Here is a 19647-nt window from a genome sequence, read left to right as displayed (position 1 = left end):
GAGCGTGTTTCCTCACAACGAGGACCGGGTCTGAACATTTCACCCACCGGTCTCGTTCCAACTCTTTCTCTTTTTGTCGTTTCAGCTGTTCAGGCTGGCGCGCAGCCGTTCCGGATCGGTGGTCGGCGCGTCACAGGTGAAGTTCCGGCAGACGTACGCCGCCGGCGCCCCGCCCACCAGCGGCCGGTCGGCGAGCAGCGGGAACTCGTCGCTTCCCTCGACACCGAGGGCGACGACCGCACCGGGCGCCGTGCCGAGGAGCGCCGTGCGGTGCAGGCCCCTGGTGGCGGCATCGCTCAACGCGGGCCCCACGACGGCTACTTCGCGAGGGCCGTCGAGCAGCGCCTCGGCGGCGGCCAGACCCCAGCCGATGAAGCGCGGGACCCGCGGTCCGAGCGCCTTCACCACGCCGAGCGCGTGCTCGGCCGCGCTGCGGTGGGGCTCGGAGCCGGTCTGGGCGGCGTAGGAGAGCAGGGCGTTCGCGGCGGCGGTCCAGCCGGACGGGGTGGCGTTGTCGGTGGGGTCCTGGGGGCGCCGGATCAGCCGCTCGGCGTCGGAGGCGGTGTCGTAGAGGGAGCCGGAGTCGTCCCGGAAGCGGGTGAGGACGTGGTCGAGCAGCAGCCCGGCGAAGTCCAGCCAGACGCCCTCCCCGGTGACCGACGCCAGCGCGAGGAACCCTTCCGCCACGTCGGCGTAGTCCTCCAGCACCCCGGCGTGGGCGCCCGCGCGGCCGTCCTTGCTGGTGCGGAAGAGCCGGGCGTGGTCGTCGAGGTGCAGCCGCACGAGCAGGTCGGCGGCGGCGACGGCGGCGTCCACCAGGTCGGGGCGCTCGAAGTAGGCGCCGGTCTCGGCGAGCGCGGCGATCGCGAGCCCGTTCCAGGCGGCGACCACCTTGTCGTCCCGGCCGGGTGCCGGGCGGCCGTCCCGGGCGGCCAGCAGCCGCTCCCGGACGGAGGTGATGCGGTCGGCGTCGAAGACACCCTCCTGCTGGGGCAGTTGCAGCACGGAGGAGCCGTGTTCGAAGGTGCCTTCCTGGGTCACGCCGAAGTACTGTGCGGCCAGTTCCGCATCCTCGGCCCCCAGCACCTCGGTGAGTTGCGCGGGCGTCCACACGTAGTAGGCGCCCTCGACGTGCTTGCCGGTGCCGTCGTCGCTGTCTGCGTCCAGGGCGGAGGCGAAACCGCCCTCGGCGGTGCGCAGTTCGCGGACCATGAAGTCGGCGGTCTCCAGGGCGACCCGGCGGGCGAGGTCGGAGCCCGTTGAGCGCCACAGGTGGGCGTAGACGCGGCACAGCAGGGCGTTGTCGTACAGCATCTTCTCGAAGTGCGGCACGACCCACTCGCGGTCGACGGAGTAGCGGGCGAAGCCGCCGCCGAGCTGGTCGTAGATGCCGCCGCGCGCCATCCGCTCGCAGGTGTCGGCCGCCATCTGGAGCGCGCCCTCGGCGCCGGTGCGGGCGTGGTGGCGCAGCAGGAACTCGACCACCATGGACGGCGGGAACTTCGGCGCCCCGCCGAACCCGCCGCGCTGCGGGTCGTACTCCCGGGTCAGCCCGAGCAGCGCCTGCCCCAGCTCCGCCTCGCCGGGCGGCTGGGCGTCGCCGTAGGAGATCTCCCGCCCGGCGAGGTCCCGCACGATCTTCCCCGCGACCTCGGTGACCTCGCCGCGCCGCTCCGCCCAGGCCTGGTGGACTCCCTGGAGCACCTGGCGGAAGGAGGGCATGCCGTGGCGGGGCTCGGGCGGGTAGTAGGTGCCGAAGTAGAAGGGCTCGGCGTCCGGCGTGAGGAAGACGGTCATGGGCCAGCCGCCCTGCCCGGTCGCCGCCTGTACGGCCTCCATGTAGACGGCGTCCACGTCGGGCCGCTCCTCGCGGTCGACCTTGACGGACACGAAGTGCCCGTTCATGAACGTGGCGGTGTCGTCGTCCTCGAAGGACTCGTGCGCCATGACGTGGCACCAGTGGCACGCGCTGTAGCCGACGCTCAGGAGGACGGGTACGTCGCGCCGCCGGGCCTCCTCGAACGCGTCGGCCTCCCACGGCCACCAGTCGACGGGGTTCTCCGCGTGCTGGAGGAGGTACGGGGACGTCGCCTGCGCAAGTCGGTTGGCCATGTCTCCATCCTCGCGCACGTGCCCGCGAAAACCGGTGGAAGGGCGCCGCCGCGCCCCCTTACCGTGCTGGCTGACCGAGTCGTCTGGGTGAGGACGTGCCGTTGTACACCGTGTGAGACCTCCCGAGCGCTGATCTGTCGCGCGTCGCGCCTGCGCGCCGCGCTCCTTTTTGCTGCGGATTTCTCACTGGAACCGGTGTACCCCTGTGCTCAATGAATGGGCCGTCGTGCCCACCTGCCTGCCACTCGTCCGACGCCGTTGCCACACGTGCGCGTCCGACCGCTTCCGGGCGAACGGCAAGTTCCGCGTCAACGCCAACCACAAGTTGATCGACGCCTGGCTGCTCGTCCTCTGTACCGCTTGCGGGGACACCGCGAAGCTCACGGTCCTGGAGCGGGCGAACGTGCGTTCCGTACGGTCCCAACTGCTGGACCGGATGCACGACAACGACTCCGCCCTGGCGGCCGAGCTGCTCCGGGACCCGGTCCTGCTGCGCCGCAATCGCGTCGCCCTCGACTGGGACGGCGCCTGGCGCCTGGAGACCGGCGGAACGGATCACCTGGACCGCGAGGTGATCGACGTGGCGGTCCGCTTCGGGGCGCCGATACCCCTGCGGCCGGTGCGGCTGATCGCTGAAGGGTGCGGTCTCTCGCGGGCCGCGGTGGAGCGGCTGGTCACGGAGGGGAGGCTCGTGTCGGCGGTCCGGCTGAGCGGCCGCATCTGCGGGGACTTCGCCTTCACGCTCAAGCACTGAGTCCCGGCTCGGCGACCGGTGGCCGCACGTGGCGGGACGTGCGGCCACCGCTCCGCGCAAGGGGGACGGCCGGTCAGTAGTCGATGCGGTCCGTCTTGGCGATCCAGGCGTCGAACGGCTGGGTGCGGTGGGACAGGTCGAGGTGCTCGACGGACATCGGCCACAGCTCCTGGGGCCGCTTCTCGAACAGGTCGTAGAACTTGCGGTCGTCGAAGCCGGCCACGGCGGCGTCGTGGCGGTCGGCGGAGTAGATCAGCCGGTCGACGCGCGCCCACAGGGAGGACGACAGGCACATCGGGCAGGGCTCGCAGGACGTGACGAGGGTGCAGCCCTCCAGGCTGAACGTGCCGAGCTGCTGGCAGGCGGCGCGGATGGCGCTGACCTCGGCGTGCGCGGTGGGGTCGAGGCTGGAGGTGACCTTGTTGTTGGCGAGCGCCACGATGTCGCCGTCCTTGGCGATGAGCGCGCCGAAGGGGCCGCCGCCGTTGGCGACGCTGGTGGTGGCCAGCTCGATCGCCTGGTTCATCCAGGCGCGCTCGTGCTCGCGGATGCCGGTCTCGTCGGCGGTGTGGATGGTCATTGCGGCTCCTCGGCTGATGTGTGGGTGGACCTGCGGCTGCAACCCGTATGGGGAGTACACAGGCTGAGGGCCGGAACCGGCCAGGGACCGAAGGCACGAACAACGAGCAGGCTCAAACGAGCGCTTCGTAGGGTCCTACAAAGGTTATTCAGACTTGCGGCGCCGGCCCGCGAGTACGCGGAAAGGTGCCCCGCCCGCGTGGTCGACGCGGGCGGGGCACCCTGGAGACCGGGTTCGCCAGGAGGCTCCGGAGGAGCGTCCGGAGGGAGGGTCAGTCCCCCGTCGACTCGAAGGTCCGCAGCAGGTCGGCCGCGACGCTCACGGCGATGGTCGCGGGCTCCTTGCCGTTGATGTCGGACAGTCCGATCGGTGTCTTGATCCGGTCGATGACGGCGTCGTCGTGACCGCCCTCGGTGGACAGGCGCTTGCGGAACCGCGTCCACTTCGCCGCCGACCCGATCAGCCCGATGGAACCGAGGTGGCCGGTGCGCAGGGCGGCGTCGCACAGGGCGGCGTCCTCGGCGTGGTCGTGGGTCATGATCAGGACGTGGGTGCCGGGCGGCAGCTCGGCCAGCACCTCCTCCGGCAGCAGCGGCGTGTGGTGCACGTGCACCTGCGCCACCGAGTCCGCCAGCACGCCGAGCCGCTCCTCGGCCAGGAGTTCGGCGCGGCTGTCGACCAGGTGGAGGTCGAGGTCCTGGCGGGCCAGGATGCGGGCCAGTTCCAGCCCGACGTGCCCGACCCCGAAGACGGCCACCGCCCGAACCACCGGAAGCGGTTCCAGCAGCACCGACACCGTGCCGCCGCAGCACTGCACACCGTGCTGGTTGGTCACCTTGTCGTTCAGCGCGAAATCCATCAGCTCGGGCTTCGGATCGGACGCGTCGATCAGCTCCCGGGCCCGGTCGATCGCGACGGCCTCGACGTTGCCGCCGCCGATCGAGCCCCACGCCCCGGTCCGCCCCACGACGAGTTTCGCACCGGCGTCGCGCGGGGCGTGGCCGCGCACGGTCGCGACGGTCACCAGCACGCCGGGTTCCCGGCGTGCCCGCAACCGTGCGACCGCGGCGATCCACGTCATGTCAGGCACCGCTCAGCGCTTCCGCGCCGGCGCGGACCTCGCCGGCGTCGGCGGTCACGCTCCGGGCCCCGTCGTTCCCGGCCGTGTCGGCCTGCCGGGCCGCCTCGATCGCCCAGTACACCGCCTCCGGCGTGGCGGGCGAGGCCAGCTCGACGCTCGCGCCGCTCGGGCCGAACGCGGCGGCGGCCTGCCGCAGCGCCTCCCGCACCGAGAACGCCAGCATCAGCGGGGGCTCGCCGACCGCCTTGGAGCCGTAGACGGCGCCCTCCTCGGTGGCGTTCTCCAGCAGGTGGACGTTGAACTCCTCGGGCATCTCCGAGAAGCTCGGCAGCTTGTAGGTGCTGGCGGCCTGGGTGAGGAGCCGGCCGCGGTTCGGGCCGTCGCCGGTGTCCCAGCGCAGGTCCTCCAGCGTCAGCCAGCCCGCGCCCTGCACGAAGCCGCCCTCGACCTGACCGATGTCGATCATCGGGGAGAGGCTGTCGCCGACGTCGTGGACGATGTCGACCCGCCGGATGCGGTACGCGCCGGTGAAGCCGTCCACCTCCACCTCGGTCGCCGCGGCGCCGATCGCGAAGTACTTGAACGGGGAGCCTCGGAAGGACTTCGCGTCCCAGTGCAGCCCCTCGGTCCGGTAGTAGCCGGCCGCCGACAGCTGCACCCGCTGGAAGTACGCGGTGTGCACCAGGTCGTCCCAGGCGAGCTCCTTGTCGCTGCCCAGGGCGCGGGCGACGCCCTCGACGATGCGCACGTCGGAGGCGTTGGCGCCGAGCTGCGAGGCGGCCACCTGGAGCAGCCGTTCGCGCAACTGCTCACAGGCGTTCTTGATCGCCCCGCCGTTGAGGTCCGCGCCGGAACTGGCGGCGGTGGCGGAGGTGTTGGGCACCTTGTCGGTCCGGGTCGGGGCGAGGCGCACCTTGTGCAGGGGGATACCCAGGGTGGTCGCGGCCACCTGGAGCATCTTGGTGTGCAGGCCCTGGCCCATCTCGGTGCCGCCGTGGTTGATCAGGACGGAGCCGTCCTTGTAGATCAGGACCAGTGCGCCGCCCTGGTTGAAGGCGGTGAGGTTGAACGAGATGCCGAACTTGACGCCGGTGACCGCAAGGGCCCGCTTGGTGTGCGGGTGCGCGGCGTTGAAGGCGGCGATCTCGCGCTTGCGGTCGGTGATGCCGCCGTCGACCCGCACCTGCTCCCAGACGGTGGAGATCCGCTCGGGCTGGGTGACCGGCTGCCCGTACGGCGTGGTCTGGCCCTGGCCCGGCTGGTAGAAGTTGCGTTCGCGCAGCTCCATGGGGTCCAGGCCGAGCCGCGGCGCGCAGCGGCCGAGGATGTCCTCGATCACCAGCATGCCCTGCGGTCCGCCGAAGCCGCGGAAGGCCGTGTTGGAGACCGTGTTGGTCTTGGCGATGCGGCCGGCGACACGCGCGTTGGGAATCCAGTACGTGTTGTCGATGTGGCACAGCGCCCGGGCGAGGACCGGCTCGGACAGGTCCAGGCTCCAGCCGCCGTCCGCGGTGAGCGTGGCGTCCAGGGCCTGGATGCGGCCCTCGGCGTCGAAGCCGATCTTCCAGGTGGCGTGGAACCCGTGCCGCTTGCCGGACATGGTCAGGTCCTGGGTCCGGTTGAGCCGGAACCTGACCGGGCGGCCGGTGAGCTTGGCGCCGAGCGCGGCGACGGCGGCGAAGCCGTGCGGCTGCATCTCCTTGCCGCCGAAGCCGCCGCCCATCCGCAGGCACTGCACGGTCACCTCGTGGGAGGGCACACCGAGCACGTGCGCGACGATCTCCTGGGTCTCCGACGGGTGCTGGGTGCTGGACTGGATGAACAGCTGCCCGTTCTCGTCGACCTGGGCCAGCGCCGCGTGCGTCTCCAGGTAGAAGTGCTCCTGGCCGGAGAACTGGAACTCGCCGGTGAACACGTGCGCGGAGTCGGCGAAGCCGGCGTCGGTGTCGCCGTGCGTCATGACGGGGCGGGCGCCGTGGTAGCTGTCCGCCGCGATCGCTTCCTGCACCGTGATCACGGAGGGCAGTTCCTCGAGCTCCACCTCGACGGCCGCGGCACCGAGCCGGGCCGCCTCCAGGGTCTCGCCGAGCACCCAGGCGACGGCGTGGCCGTGGAACATGACCTCGTCGGGGAAGAGCGGCTCGTCGTGCTTCATCCCGGCGTCGTTGACACCGGGCACGTCGGCTCCGGTCAGGACGCGGACCACGCCGGGCACGGCGAGCGCGGGGGCGGTGCGCAGCGCGGTGATCCGGCCGCGGGCCTTCATCACCTGGACGGGGTGCGCGTGCAGCACGTCCTTGGTGCGCTGAACCAGGTCGTCGGTGTAGAGCGCGGTGCCCGTGACGTGCTGGTAGGCGCTCTCGTGGGGCAGCGAGACGCCGACGGCCGGCTTCTCGGGACGCTCGGACAGGTGGCTCATGACGGCACCGCCTCGGTGGTCTGGGCGTACAGCTTCAGCAGGCTCTGGCCGAGCATCGCGGAACGGTAGAGGGAACTGGCGCGATGGTCGTCCATCGGTGTGCCCTCGCCCCGCAGCACCCGGGCCGCGGCCTCGGCGGTCTGAGCCGTCCACGGCCGGCCCTCCAGGGCCGCCTCGGTGGCGAGCGCGCGCACCGGGGTGGCGGCCACGCCGCCCAGGCCGATGCGGGCCTTGCGGACGACGCCTTCCTCGACGTCGAGGGCGAAGGCGACGGCGACGCTGGAGATGTCGTCGAAACGCCGCTTGGCGATCTTGTGGAAGGCGGTGACCGGCGACAGCGGCAGCGGGACGCGCACCGCGCGGATCAGCTCACCGGGACGGCGCACGCTCTGCCGGTAACCGGTGAAGTACTCGGCCAGCGGGACCTCGCGCTCACCGTCGGCGTCGGCGAGGACCAGCGACGCCTCCAGCGCGAGCAGCACCGGCGGGCTGTCCCCGATGGGCGAGCCGGTACCGAGGTTGCCGCCCAGGGTGGCGCCGTTGCGGATCAGCCGGGAGGCGAACTGCGGGAACAGCTCCGCCAGCAGCGGTACGGTGCCGTCGAGGCGGCGTTCGATCTCGGTCAGCGTGAGGGCCGCGCCGATCTCGAGGCGGTCGTCCTCCACGCGCAGTTCCCGCAGTTCGGGCAGCCGGTCGAGGGCGACCACGCAACCCGCCCGGCGGGAGCGGATGTTGACCTCCACACCCCAGTCGGTGCTGCCGGCGACCACGACCGCGTCGGGCCGCTCGCGCAGCAGCCGCAGGGTCTCGGCCAGGGTGTCCCGGCGCAGGAACGCGCTGTCGTCCTGCGTGTACTCGGTGGCGACCGGCGCGGGCGGGGACTGCTCGCGGCGCTGCGCCAGCGGGTCCTCGTCGGTGGGCTCGCCGACGGCGAAGGCGGCGTCCCGGATCGGGCGGTAGCCGGTGCAGCGGCACAGGTTGCCGCTCAGCGCGTGCAGGTCGAAACCGTTGGGGCCGTGCTCGGCGTCGGCGGCGTCGGCCGCCTCCTCGGCCGCGCCCGCGTGCTCGCAGCGGCCGGGCCGGTAGTACTCGGCCGCCATGCTGCACACGAACCCCGGCGTGCAGTAGCCGCACTGCGAGCCACCGCGGACCGCCATCTCCTCCTGCACCGGGTGCAGGGCGGCGGGCGTGCCGGGCTCACCGACGGTGGCGAGGCCCTCGGAGGTGACGACCTCCTGGCCGTCGAGCGCCGCGACCGGGACCAGGCAGGCGTTGACCGCGACCCAGTCGGTGGGCTTGTTCACGCCGGGGCGGGCCACCAGGACGGAACAGGCGCCGCACTCGCCCTCCGCGCAACCCTCCTTGGTGCCGGTGAGGCCGCGCTCGCGCAGGAAGTCCAGCACCGTGGTGTGGGGCGCGACGGGGGCGATCGGTTCTTCTTTCCCGTTGACGGTGATGCGTGCCGCTACCATGCCAGGCCTTCATTTCGGTTTCGGGCAGGTCGATTCATCATGTTCGCCAATTCCAGGCAGCTTTCTATGTTCGAAACGCGCCGCGTCAGAGCGCGGGCGCACAGCGGCACGCGACAGGGGCATGCCGTGAAGTGAAGAAGGGGGAAACCCGAAATGTGCCACGCGGGGGCACAGCGGAACGGCTACTCAGCAGCCGTGCGCGACCCGACCGGAAACCCAGACCGTACGGCGGGCGAGGCGACCGAGATCAGAGTTGGTGTACATCCGCCGGTCGCCTCCTTTCGATGATGATGGGTCTGCTTCCTTCGCAAATTAGTGGCTGCGGTCACCCGGGTCAAGGGGTGCGGAACAACACGGGCCAACGGGACAACGGGACAACGGGACAACGGGACAACGGGGCGACGCGGGGTCTCCCCGCGGTCTCCCCCGCGCAGGACACTTGACCGACGCACAACCGGGGAAGGACCCGGGGATGGGCCGGGAGAGATCCAGAGTGGTCTGTGGTCTGGGGACACCCGGGTGACACCGATGCCGCCGGAGGGGGCGCGACATGCGGGACAGTCATCGGTCGGAGGCCGAGCGGCTACTGAGGCGGGCCGTGGAGGAGGAGGTGCGGCGCTCGGGCGGGCGCACGGACGGCAACGTGTTGCTGTCCCGGGCGCGCGCCTCCCTGGACGCGATGGCGGGCACGGCCGCCGAGGAGTACGAGGCCTACACCCGCTCGCTGGACGAGGCGGCGGCCGGCCAGCTGACCTTCCGGCAGCGGTACGCCCGGGAGGGCGCCGGCACTCCCCTGCTGGTGGCCGCCGTCGCGGCGGTCGCCGCGGTGGTGGCCGACATGGCCCTCGGCACCGGCGCGGGCACCGCGGTGGGCGCGGGCGTGACCGTCGGGGTCGTCGGCGCCGCGGCGACCGTGGTGAAGGTCGTCGGGTCCCACGTGCCGGCCGCCCACCACCGCGCCGGTGCCGTCAGCCAGCCCGGCGGACCCGAGCAGTTGCGGTTGCAGTGGCTGACGGCGCTGGAGGTACGGGGCATCCGCCCGTTCCTGGACCAGCAGCGGATGCTCGCCGCGTCGACCGGTCCCAAGAAGGCGGGGCCCAAGCTGCGGGGCGCCGACAAGAGCGCGGCGGCCCGCGGGCGCAGCGCGCTGGAGCAGTCGTTCGCGCAGCTGCCGGAACCGGAGGCCACCTTCGCGGGCCGACGGCAGGAGATGGCGCGGCTGCGGCAGTGGGTGCAGGCGGCCCGCGCGAGTGCGCAGACGCAGCCGACGGTGGTGGTGCTGCACGGGACGCCGGGCAGCGGCCGCACGACGCTCGCCGTACGCGCCGCCCACGAGCTGCGGGACTACTTCCGCGGGGCCTGCGTGGTCGACCTGCGCGGGGACGGTCCCGTCCCGGGCGGCGAGTCCCCGCTCAGCACCCGGGACGCCCTGCTGCACCTGCTGAACCGGCTCGGGGCGCCCCGCGAGCAGCTGCTGTTCCGGGAGCGTTCCTCGGCGGCCCAGCAGGTCAAGCGGCTCAGCGAGCTGTACCACCAGCACCTGACGGGCGTACCGGTCACCATCGTGCTGAACGACGCCTCGGACCCCGAGCAGGTGCGCACGCTGGTGCCGGAGCGGTCGGACAGCCTGGTGCTGGTCACCGCGCGGGAGCCGCTGCGCCTGCCGCCCGACCTGCCGGCGCGGGTGTACGACCTGCCCGTCGGGGCGCTGGACGCGGCCGGCGCGGAGGAGTTGCTGTCCGCCTGCGCGCAGGACAGCTCGGGCCCCTACGACGCCGACTCCAGTGACCGGATCCGGGAGCTGTGCGGCGGGCTGCCGCTGGCGCTGCGCGTCGCCGGGTCGTCGCTGGGCCCGCGCTCGCCGCGCGCCCTGGCGACCGACCTGGGCGCGTACGGGCCGGTGGAACCGGCGGAACGGGCGCTGTGGCTGCGCTACACCGACCAGCCGGAGCCCGCCCGTCGGCTGCTGCGCCGGCTGGCGCTGGCCGGGCGGACCTCGCTGGGTGCCCCGGCCGCCGCCGCGCTGCTGGCCACGGATGAGACGGAGGCGGCCCGGCAGCTCGCGGAACTGTCGCGGGCGGGCCTGCTGGACCACGTCCGGGGCAGCCGTTACCGGCTGCACGACGTCGTGCGGGCCTTCGCCCTGGCCCGGCTCGCCGACGAGGAGGAGCCCGGCGAGCGGGCCGCGGCGCAGGAACGGCTGATCGCGAACTACGCCGAGCTGGCCGACTCGGTGCTGCGCATGGTCGACGGCAACATGTCGACCCGCTCGGACCGGTTCGGGCAGTACGGCTTCGCGTCCCTGGACGAGGCGCTGCGCTGGCTGGACGACGAGTCGAGCTTCATCACGGCGGCGCTGCGGCACGCGGAGGGCGTCGACCAGGGCGCGGTGCTGAACCTGCTGGGCGCGCTGTGCGACTACTGCCTGCTGCGCGGCGACCTGTACCGGCTCGGTGAGATCAGCGAGCTGGCGCAGTCCGTGGACCAGGGGCTGCTGGTGCGTTCGGTGCAGTGGCGTACCGGCATCGCGGCGCGCCAGCTGGGCGAGCTGGACACGGCGCGGACGACGCTCACCTCCGTGGTTGACCTGTACATGGAGGCCCACCACGACGCGGGGGCGGCCCGTGCCCTGTGCTCGCTGGGCATCACGCTGCACCACCAGGGCAACCTGACCGAGGCGGCGGCGAAACTGCGGGAGGCGCTGGACCTCCAGGCCCCGCCGGGGCTGGCCACCGACCGGGCGTGGACGCTGCACGCGCTGGCGGCGGTGCAGCGCGACCGGGCGCGGCTCGCGGAGGCCCTGGACCTGCTCACCGAGTCGCTGGTGCTGCACCGCGCGGGCGAGTCGGTGCACGGCCAGGCGTGGGCCCACTTCCAGTTCGGCCAGTTGCACCTGCGTATGGGGGACGTACCGCGGGCCGAGACGGACCTGCGCACGGCCCTGGAGCTGTACGGCCGCACCCAGGACGCCCGCGGCGAGGCCTGGGCACTGACCCAGCTGGCGCGGGCCCGGCTGGTGGACGGTGACGTGTCCGCGGCGGTGGAGGAGCTGCGGCGGGCGGCGACCCGGCACCGCGAGAACGAGGACGCGCGCGGCAAGGCGTGGAGCATCTACTACCTGGGCCAGGCGCTGGAGGAGACGGGCGCCCTGGACCAGTCGGTGCGTGCGCTGGAACGCTCCCGCACGATGTTCTCCCGGATGCGGGACGTGTACGGGCTGGCCTGCGCCCGGCACCACTCGGCCCGCGTCACCCGCGACCAGCGCGCCGTCCAGACGGGCTCGCTGCGCAACTCCGGTTTCGCCCGGCAGCTCCTGGTCGACGCGCGCGCCGACTTCCAGCGCATCGGCGTCGGCCACGGCGAGGCGTGGACCTGCCTGGAGCTGGCGGTCGTGGACGCGGGCAACGCCCGTACGCCGCAGGCACTCGCCCTGTGCGACGAGGCGGCGGCGCTCTTCGCGGCGTACGGCGACCGGCGGGGCGACGACTGGGCCCGCTTCCTGCGGTGCACGCTGCTGCCGTACGCCGCTCCGGGGGGCGTGGAGATCGGCACGGCGGTGGCGCAGGAGGAGCTGGCCCAGCTGTCCCGCACCCCCCATCCGGCCCGGGACACCAAGCTGGACGACTACATCGAGGCCTACCATCTGCTCCTGGAACGCGGCGTCCAACTGGAGTCCGGTTGGCAGGCCTGGCACCTGGGCATGGTCCCGAACCGCCAGGCCCGGGAGGTGATGGGGGTGGCGGTCACGGCGAAGCCGTGACCGCGGGCCGGCCCCGGGTCACCCCTTCTGCGGCTCCGCCCGGCCGGAGGCCTCCGCCTCGGCCCCCGGCTCCGGCGCCTCCTTGAAGTCGACCTTGCCCATGTGCCGGCTCATGGACCGCATCAGCCCCCACACCGCCAGGGCCATCACCGCGAAGACGATGAACCCGAGGACACCGGGCGTGACCTTGTCCTCGTCCAGCTCGGCGAGCGTGACGAGGTGCGTCATAGCCATGCTTGCGCTTGCACTCATGTCAGGCATTGTCCCGGACGCCCGCGAAGAGGTCGTCCTCGGGGAGGGAGGTTTCCACGAGGGACTTCGCGAGCTCGTACTCCTCGGTGGGCCAGACCTCCTTCTGGATCTCCATCGGCACCCGGAACCAGCCCCCGTCGGGGTCGATCTGCGTGGCGTGCGCGATCAGCGCCTTGTCGCGGATCTCGAAGAAGTCGGCGCAGGGCACGTGCGTGGTGAGCGTGCGCTCCTTGCGCTCGAACTCCGACCACCGCTTGAGCCAGTCCTCGTAGGGCGACTCCAGCCCGCGCTCCAGCAACGCGTTGTGCAGCGCCTCCGTGCGGGGACGGTTGAAACCCTGGTTGTAGTAGACCTTCACCGGCTGGTACGCCGCCCCGTACTCCGCCTCCGGGTACTTCTCGGTGTCGGCCGCGCCCTCGAAGGCCACCATCGTGATCTTGTGGGTCATGATGTGGTCGGGGTGCGGGTAGCCGCCGTTCTCGTCGTAGGTGGTGATCACCTGGGGACGGAAGGAGCGGATCTTCCGCACCAGCTCGCCGGCCGCCTTGTCGACGTCCTCCAGGGCGAAGCAGCCCTCCGGCAGCGGCGGCAGCGGGTCGCCCTCGGGCAGGCCGGAGTCGACGAAACCGAGCCACTCCTGCCTCACGCCCAGGATCTCCCGGGCCTCGTCCATCTCCTTCTTGCGCACCTCGTGGATGTGCTCCTCGATGTACGCGTCGCCCTGGAGCTTGGGGTTGAGGATGGAGCCGCGTTCCCCGCCCGTGCAGGTCACCACCAGCACGTCCACCCCCTCGGACACGTACTTCGCCATGGTGGCCGCGCCCTTGCTCGACTCGTCGTCGGGGTGGGCGTGGACGGCCATCAGTCGCAGCTGGTCAGTCAAGACTCAATCCTCGGTCAGTCGGCGCCCTCGTGCATCGGCGCAATCCAATGGGTGCCGCCCCGTAGGGGCGTCCGTGAGGGGCGGCGGTCGGGTGGCGGGCGGGAGGCTTCTATAGTGACTGAATCGGGGGGCGAATAATTCCGCAGCCCGGGAAGACCGGCTCCTGCCGAGAGGACGATCATGAGTACGGCGAGCACACGAGCGCCCGAGAGCCGGTACGGCCGCTCCTCGGACGAACGGGCCGACCGCACACTCAAGATCGTCGGCGCCGTGCTCGGCGCGGTCCTGCTCGCGGTGATCGGCTGGTTCGGCTATCACTACGTCGGCCAGAACAAGATCAGCGGTGAGCTGATCGGCTTCGAGCTGGCCGAGGACTCGGTGCAGGTGCACCTGGAGGTCCGCAAGGACGCCGGGGTCACCGGCTACTGCACGGTCCGTTCCCAGGCCGAGGACGGCGGCGAGGTCGGCCGGGCCGACTTCCGCTTCGACGGGGACGGCACCCGCGTCGACAAGGTGGTCACGCTGCGCACCAAGGCCGCGGGCACCACGGCCGAGCTCCTCGGCTGCCACGCGGACTGACCTGCGGGGTCATGAATCTGGTGGCTTATGTCCTCCCCCTTTGGCCACTCAATTGTTAGGCTCGTGGTTTCGCCCTTCCATGAAGGAACATCCTTCTGGGTAGGGCGTTGATTTGTATTCCCAGTACCAACGAGGAGCACCCGTGACCCAGACCAGCGAGAACGTCACCTGGCTGACCCAGGAGGCGTACAACAAGCTCAAGGAGGAGCTTGAATACCTTACTGGTCCTGCGCGCACCGAGATCTCTGCCAAGATCGCCGCGGCTCGTGAGGAGGGGGACCTGCGCGAGAACGGCGGGTACCACGCGGCGAAGGAGGAGCAGGGCAAGCAGGAGCTCCGCGTGCGCCAGCTGACCCAGCTGCTCGAGAGCGCCAAGGTGGGTGAGGCCCCGGCCGCCGGCGGCGAGGTGGCGCCCGGCATGGTGGTCACGATCGCCTTCGACGGTGACGAGGACGACACGCTGACCTTCCTGCTCGCCTCGCGCGAGTACGCGAGCTCGGACATCGAGACGTACTCGCCGCAGTCTCCGCTGGGCTCGGGCGTCATCGGCCACAAGGTCGGCGAGGACGCGGAGTACGAGCTGCCGAACGGCAAGCTGGCCTCCGTGAAGATCCTCAAGGCCGAGCCGTACAACGGCTGACCCGGCCGACGGCCCGGGCCGGTGCGCCCGGCCATCCGCTTCCGTACGAGCCCCCGGCGTCCTGGTGACGCCGGGGGTTTCGTCATGCGGCGGCCGAGCGGTACTTGCGCACCGCCAGCGTGCGGAAGACCGCGATGATCAGCACGGACCAGATGATCGATGCCCAGACGGGATGCTGCATCGGCCAGGCGTCGGACTGCACGACGCCCGGGTTGCCGAACAGTTCGCGTGTGGCCTGCACGGTCGCGCTGAACGGGTTCCACTCGGCGATGTGCCGCAGCCAGGGAGTCATCTGACTGGAGTCCACGAAGGCGTTCGACACGAACGTCACCGGGAACAGCCAGATGATTCCGCCCGAGGTCGCCGCCTCGGGGGTGCGCACGGACAGGCCGATGAGTGCGCCGATCCAGGTGAAGGCGTACCCGAGCAGAAGGAGCAGGGCGAAGGCGCCCAGGACCTTCCCGGCGTTGGTCGGCTCGGCGGATCCGGTCCGCCAGCCGACGAGCAGCGCGACGATCGCGAGGACGAGCACGGTGATGCACGTCTGCACGAGGTCCGCGACCGTCCGGCCCGTCAGTACGGCGCCGCGCGCCATGGGCAGTGACCGGAACCGGTCGACGAGCCCCTTCTGCATGTCGTCGGCGATGCCGGCGGCCGATCCGGCGGTGGCGAAGGTGACGGTCTGGGCGAAGATGCCCGCCATCAGGAAGTCCTTGTAGACATCCGGGTCGGTGCTGTTCCCGATCTTCATCGACCCACCGAAGACGTAGGTGAAGAGGACGACGAACATCACCGGCTGGATGACCCCGAAAAGGACCATCTCGGGGATCCGGGTCATCCGGATCAGGTTTCTGCGGGCGATGACCAGCGAGTCCCGCACGGACTGGCCGACGGAACTCCCGGAACCGGCGGGCGCCGCGGTCTGGGCGGCATCGGTGGCGGCGCTCACTTGGCGGCCTCCTTCTCGGGCTGGTGACCGGTGTCTGCCTCGGCGTCGCCCTCTTCGGCCCGGGTCTCGGCCGCGTGGCCGGTGAGGGAGAGGAAGACGTCGTCGAGGGTGGGGCGGCGCAGGCCGATGTCGTCGATCTCGATGCCGCGTATGTCGAGTTCCCGGATGACCTCGGCGAGCAGCTTGGCGCCGCCGGTGACGGGGACGGTGAGTTTGCGGGTGTGCTCCTCGACGGTGGTGGAGCCCTTCCCGAAGCCGGCGAGCACTTCGGATGCCGTCGCCATGTGTTCGCGCTCGTGGACGACGACCTCGACGCGCTCTCCGCCGGTGCGGGCCTTGAGCTGGTCGGAGGTGCCGCGGGCGATGACGTGTCCGCGGTCGACGACCGCGATGTCGTGCGCGAGGTGGTCGGCCTCCTCCAGGTACTGGGTGGTCAGCAGCAGGGTCGTACCGCCGGAGACCAGCTGCTTGATGACTTCCCAGAGCTGCTGGCGGTTGCGCGGGTCGAGGCCGGTCGTCGGTTCGTCCATGAACATCACGGGCGGGGAGACGACCAGGGCGGCGGCCAGGTCGAGCCGTCGGCGCATGCCTCCGGAGTAGGTCTTGGCCGGACGGTCGGCGGCGTCCGAGAGGTGGAACTGCTCGAGCAGCTCGACGGCGCGGGCCTTCGCGGCCTTGGCCCGCATCTGGTAGAGCTGGCCGACCATCTGGAGGTTCTCCCGGCCGGTCAGGTACTCGTCGACCGCGGCGAACTGGCCGGAGAGGCCGATCGAGCGCCGGACCTCGTTGGGGTGTTTGAGCACGTCGATGCCCGCGACGACCGCCTTGCCGCTGTCGGGGCGCAGCAGGGTCGTCAGACAGCGGACGGCGGTGGTCTTGCCCGCGCCGTTCGGCCCGAGCAGACCGAGGACGGTGCCCTCGGGAACGTCGAGGTCGACGCCGTCCAGAGCCCTTACGTCACCGAAGGTCTTCACCAGGCCTTCGGCATAGATGGCGCCTGGCATATGAGTCTCCACGTCGTCGGGGATTCTTCGAAAAGCCTAGGTTTGTGCATCTCGCTCGGCTCAGCGAGCGAATTACGAGACACCATAACGCGATGTATCGCGTCTCACAACGCGATTGCCCGCACTGTTACTCGAACGAGTGACGAAGCGGTCGCCGGCTCAGCCGATGACGGGATACCCCGCCTCATGCAGCGCCCGGCCGACCTCGGCACAGTGCTCCGGACCCTTCGTCTCCAGGTGCAGCTCGACCTCCGCCTCCGTGAGCCCGAGCCGCGGATCGGTCCGGACGTGGCTCACATCGAGGACGTTAGCGTCCACCACTGACAACACCCCGAGGAGCGTGGCCAGGGCGCCGGGCCGGTCCGTCAGCCGCAGCCGAACCGCCAGGTAGCGGCCCTGCGCGGCCATGCCGTGCCGCAGCACGCCCTGCATCAGCACCGGGTCCACGTTCCCGCCGGACAGCACCGCCACCACCGGCCCCGCGAAGGCGCCGGGCTCGCTCAGCAGCGCCGCCACCGGGCTCGCCCCGGCCGGCTCCACGACCAGCTTGGCCCGCTCCAGGCACAGCAGCAGGGCCGTGGACAGCTCGTCCTCGGACACCGTGCGGACCTCGTCCACCAGGTCGCCGACGATCCCGAACGGCACGTCACCGGGCCGCCCCACCTTGATGCCGTCGGCCATCGTCGACGGGTTCTCGACGGCCACCGGGCGCCCGGCGGCCAGCGAGGGCGGGTACGCCGCCGCGCCCTCGGCCTGCACGCCCACGATCCGCACGTCCGGCCGCAGCGCCTTCACCGCGACCGCGATCCCGGCCGCCAGCCCTCCCCCGCCGATGCCGACCACGACGGTCCGTACCTCGGGGCACTGCTCAAGGATCTCCAGCCCGACCGTGCCCTGCCCCGCGATGATGTCGGGGTGGTCGAAGGGGTGGATGAACACCGCGCCCGTCCGCTCCGCGTACTCCTGCGCCGCGGCCAGCGTCTCGTCGACCACGTGGCCGTGCAGCCGCACCTCCGCGCCGTAGTCCCGGGTCGCGCTGATCTTGGGCAGCGGGGCGCCCTTCGGCATGAACACCGTCGAGTGCACCCCGAGCAGCGACGACGCCAGCGCCACACCCTGGGCGTGGTTCCCCGCGCTCGCCGCGACCACGCCGGCGGCCCGCTGCTCGGGCAGCAGACCGGCGATCCGGACGTAGGCGCCGCGCAGCTTGAACGAACCGGTCCGCTGGAGGTTCTCGCACTTGAGGTGCACTGGCGCGCCGACCAGCTGCGACAGGTGCCTGCTGCCCTCCATCGCGGTCACCCGCGCCACGCCCGACAGCATCTTCTGCGCCCCGCGCACGTCGTCGAGGGTGACGGGAGCGGCAGGGGTGACCGTGCGGTAGCTCATGTCTCCAGCATCGCAGTTCACGGGCGCCCGGGGCCGTTGTGACCAACCTCCGAGACCCGCTTTGCCCGGCGCAGGTACGGCTCGCCGCCCGGCCGCGTACCCTGTCCCCCAATTAGCAGCCCTCCACGAAGTGAGCCCCCGGCCATGCCCACAACACCTGAAATGTCGATGGACATGACGACCGCCGGTGACACCGGTCTTCTCGAGACGCTCCAGCACGAGGTGGCGCTCTTCGCCCGTCGTGCCGAACAGACCCGGCTCGGCGGCGTCGGGCAGGTGCGCAACTCCATGGACCGCGCCGCCTACCTGCTGCTCAACCGCCTCGACAAAGAGGGTCCGATGGGCGTGAAGGCGCTCGCCGCGAGCATGGGGATCGACTCCTCGACGGTCACCCGGCAGGTGGCCCCGCTCGTCGACACCGGCCTCGTCAAGCGGACCTCGCACCCCGAGGACGGCCGCGCGGTGGTCCTCCAGCTGTCCCCTCGCGGTGTGTCGCGACTGGAGGAGGTCCGCTCCTCCCGGCGTCAGCTCATGGCCGAGCTGACCCACGACTGGGCGCCGGAGGAGCGCGAGGCGTTCTGCACGCTCCTCGCGCGCTTCAACGGCGCCCTGTCCGCCCGTATGGCCCCGTCGGGCGTGGCGACGGGCCAGGAGTCCCCGTCATCCACCTGAGACGGCCGCCAGGGCTTTCGCGAGCGGATCGCACCGGACTCTTGACCTGCGGGCCACCCCTGTCCTGATATGAGACCTCAGGGGTCGTCCACGAGGCCGCCCCAGGGTCGTCGTCGAGTCCCGGAGGCCGTCGCTCTCCGGGCGGGAGGCGCGGTGCGAGACAGGCAGGCGTCCCACAGCGCCCGCCGGGCCCGGGAGTTCGAGGCGTTCGTCGCGGGCGCGGCAGGGCGACTGCTGCATGCCGCCACCCTGCTCACGGCCGAACCGCCGGACGACAATCCGCGCGCGCGGCGCCTGCTCGCTCTCTCGCTCGCCCACACGTACGCGTCCTGGGACCGGCTGCACGGCGAGGACCCGTACGACCGCGCCCGCCAGTACCTGGCCGCACGCTTCGCCCGCGGGGCCTGGCACCGGCACGGCGCCGTCCTCGCCCGCGCCCGCAGGCGCCCCGTCGGCCCTCTGGGTGGACTCGCCCCGCAGGAGCGCCTGATCCTGGTGCTCAGGCTCTACGAGGGCGTCGCGGAGGAACAGACGGCGGCCCTGCTGGGTCTGCCCGTGGAACGCGTACGGGCGATCTGCGAGCGCGCCACGGCCGCCCTGCTGCACCCGCCCGCGCAGCGGTCCCGCCCGGCGCCGGAGCCGAAGGCGGCGACGTCATGACCGACGCATCCGCGCGGGGAACGGCGAGTGCGGGCGGCGCGCCCGCGCGGAGGACGGGGAGGCTCCGGTGAACCGGCTGCAACGAGAGGCGGCGGCCCGGCGGATCATGGAGCAGTCGACGTCGCGGGTGCCGCCCGACCTGTACGCGGACGCCGTGCGCCGCGGGAGCCGCATGCTGCGCCGCAGGACGGCCGTGCGCCGCGTGATGTGGCTGCTGCTGTGCGCCGCGGCCGTGGCGTTCACCGTGTGGGCGCTGACCGTCCAGCCCTGGGTGGAGCCGCCGTCGGAGACGACCCCACCCGTGACGGGCTGGGAGGGCTGGTGAGCCGTTCTCCGGGCTAGCTGTACTGCCCAGCCAGGTTGGTCGAGTTTGTGCGACGACACGGTCTGAACTTGTAGGACGGCGAAGGCCTCCGGTTGTGGAGTGGAGCTGTCGAGGAA

At 71.8% G+C, this 19647-nt stretch carries 17 protein-coding genes; 7 read left to right on the top strand and 10 right to left on the bottom strand.

Going from position 1 to position 19647, the window contains the following annotated elements:
- Positions 1-81: 81 nt before the first annotated feature.
- Entirely contained in the window at positions 82-2112 is a 2031-nt protein-coding gene (locus KUM03_RS11510; RefSeq protein WP_217246940.1) for a thioredoxin domain-containing protein, read from the bottom strand.
- Positions 2113-2317: 205 nt separating this feature from the next.
- Between KUM03_RS11510 and KUM03_RS11505 the strand changes: the two genes are divergently transcribed.
- Positions 2318-2866: a DUF1062 domain-containing protein gene (locus KUM03_RS11505; protein WP_217246939.1), complete on the top strand. Its 549-nt coding sequence runs from the start codon at positions 2318-2320 to the stop codon at positions 2864-2866.
- A 73-nt stretch (positions 2867-2939) separates the two neighbouring features.
- On the opposite strand, the gene KUM03_RS11500 is transcribed toward KUM03_RS11505, so the two are convergent.
- The 4 genes from KUM03_RS11500 to KUM03_RS11485 form a co-directional block, all read right to left on the bottom strand.
- On the bottom strand, positions 2940-3446 hold the full coding sequence (locus tag KUM03_RS11500) for a nucleoside deaminase (protein ID WP_217246938.1): 507 nt from the start codon (positions 3444-3446) through the stop codon (positions 2940-2942).
- Positions 3447-3717: 271 nt separating this feature from the next.
- On the bottom strand, positions 3718-4527 hold the full coding sequence (gene xdhC / locus KUM03_RS11495) for a xanthine dehydrogenase accessory protein XdhC (protein WP_217246937.1): 810 nt from the start codon (positions 4525-4527) through the stop codon (positions 3718-3720).
- Position 4528: 1 nt separating this feature from the next.
- Entirely contained in the window at positions 4529-6946 is a 2418-nt protein-coding gene (gene xdhB / locus KUM03_RS11490) for a xanthine dehydrogenase molybdopterin binding subunit (protein WP_217246936.1), read from the bottom strand.
- Positions 6943-8418, bottom strand: coding sequence for a xanthine dehydrogenase small subunit (locus KUM03_RS11485; RefSeq protein WP_217246935.1), 1476 nt, complete (start codon positions 8416-8418; stop codon positions 6943-6945). Before KUM03_RS11485 ends, xdhB begins: the two co-directional genes overlap by 4 nt.
- 550 nt (positions 8419-8968) lie before the next feature.
- On the opposite strand from KUM03_RS11485, the gene KUM03_RS11480 reads away from it, so the two are divergent.
- Positions 8969-12178 carry a tetratricopeptide repeat protein gene (locus KUM03_RS11480; RefSeq protein WP_217246934.1) on the top strand — a complete coding sequence of 1070 codons (3210 nt, stop codon included), beginning with the start codon at positions 8969-8971 and terminating at the stop codon, positions 12176-12178.
- Between the two features lie 18 nt (positions 12179-12196).
- Here KUM03_RS11480 and KUM03_RS11475 read toward each other — a convergent pair whose 3' ends face one another.
- Positions 12197-12439, bottom strand: a complete 243-nt coding sequence (locus KUM03_RS11475; protein ID WP_217246933.1) for a hypothetical protein — start codon at positions 12437-12439, stop codon at positions 12197-12199.
- Complete coding sequence (mca, locus tag KUM03_RS11470; RefSeq protein WP_217246960.1) at positions 12432-13292, bottom strand: mycothiol conjugate amidase Mca; 861 nt, start codon at positions 13290-13292, stop codon at positions 12432-12434. The genes KUM03_RS11475 and mca overlap by 8 nt, the downstream gene beginning before the upstream one ends.
- 201 nt (positions 13293-13493) lie before the next feature.
- On the opposite strand from mca, the gene KUM03_RS11465 reads away from it, so the two are divergent.
- Together KUM03_RS11465 and greA are read left to right on the top strand one after the other, a co-directional pair.
- Entirely contained in the window at positions 13494-13892 is a 399-nt protein-coding gene (locus tag KUM03_RS11465; protein WP_217246932.1) for a DUF4307 domain-containing protein, read from the top strand.
- A gap of 142 nt (positions 13893-14034) precedes the next feature.
- Positions 14035-14532: a transcription elongation factor GreA gene (gene greA, locus KUM03_RS11460; protein WP_073724709.1), complete on the top strand. Its 498-nt coding sequence runs from the start codon at positions 14035-14037 to the stop codon at positions 14530-14532.
- 82 nt (positions 14533-14614) lie between these two features.
- Here the strand turns inward: greA and KUM03_RS11455 are convergent, their stop codons facing one another.
- The 3 genes from KUM03_RS11455 to ilvA form a co-directional block, all read right to left on the bottom strand.
- Positions 14615-15481 carry an ABC transporter permease gene (locus KUM03_RS11455; protein ID WP_217246931.1) on the bottom strand — a complete coding sequence of 289 codons (867 nt, stop codon included), beginning with the start codon at positions 15479-15481 and terminating at the stop codon, positions 14615-14617.
- Positions 15478-16485 carry an ATP-binding cassette domain-containing protein gene (locus KUM03_RS11450; RefSeq protein ID WP_217246930.1) on the bottom strand — a complete coding sequence of 336 codons (1008 nt, stop codon included), beginning with the start codon at positions 16483-16485 and terminating at the stop codon, positions 15478-15480. Before KUM03_RS11450 ends, KUM03_RS11455 begins: the two co-directional genes overlap by 4 nt.
- A 159-nt stretch (positions 16486-16644) precedes the next feature.
- The gene (ilvA, locus tag KUM03_RS11445) at positions 16645-17874 is read right to left on the bottom strand and encodes a threonine ammonia-lyase (protein WP_217246929.1); all 1230 of its coding nucleotides are present in this window, start codon (positions 17872-17874) and stop codon (positions 16645-16647) included.
- A gap of 162 nt (positions 17875-18036) precedes the next feature.
- Here ilvA and KUM03_RS11440 point away from each other — a divergent pair, with 162 nt between their 5' ends.
- From KUM03_RS11440 to KUM03_RS11430, 3 genes are all read left to right on the top strand, one after another.
- Positions 18037-18546: a MarR family winged helix-turn-helix transcriptional regulator gene (locus tag KUM03_RS11440; protein ID WP_217246928.1), complete on the top strand. Its 510-nt coding sequence runs from the start codon at positions 18037-18039 to the stop codon at positions 18544-18546.
- Positions 18547-18699: 153 nt separating this feature from the next.
- Positions 18700-19206: a sigma factor-like helix-turn-helix DNA-binding protein gene (locus KUM03_RS11435; RefSeq protein ID WP_217246927.1), complete on the top strand. Its 507-nt coding sequence runs from the start codon at positions 18700-18702 to the stop codon at positions 19204-19206.
- A 67-nt stretch (positions 19207-19273) separates the two neighbouring features.
- On the top strand, positions 19274-19531 hold the full coding sequence (locus tag KUM03_RS11430; protein WP_217246926.1) for a hypothetical protein: 258 nt from the start codon (positions 19274-19276) through the stop codon (positions 19529-19531).
- Positions 19532-19647 lie beyond the last annotated feature (116 nt).

Source organism: Streptomyces sp. AC602_WCS936, from assembly GCF_019049125.1.
In the GTDB taxonomy this organism is placed as follows: Bacteria; Actinomycetota; Actinomycetes; order Streptomycetales; family Streptomycetaceae; genus Streptomyces.
Note: the sequence above shows the minus strand (reverse complement) of the source record. Positions and strands in the feature narration are given on the sequence as shown.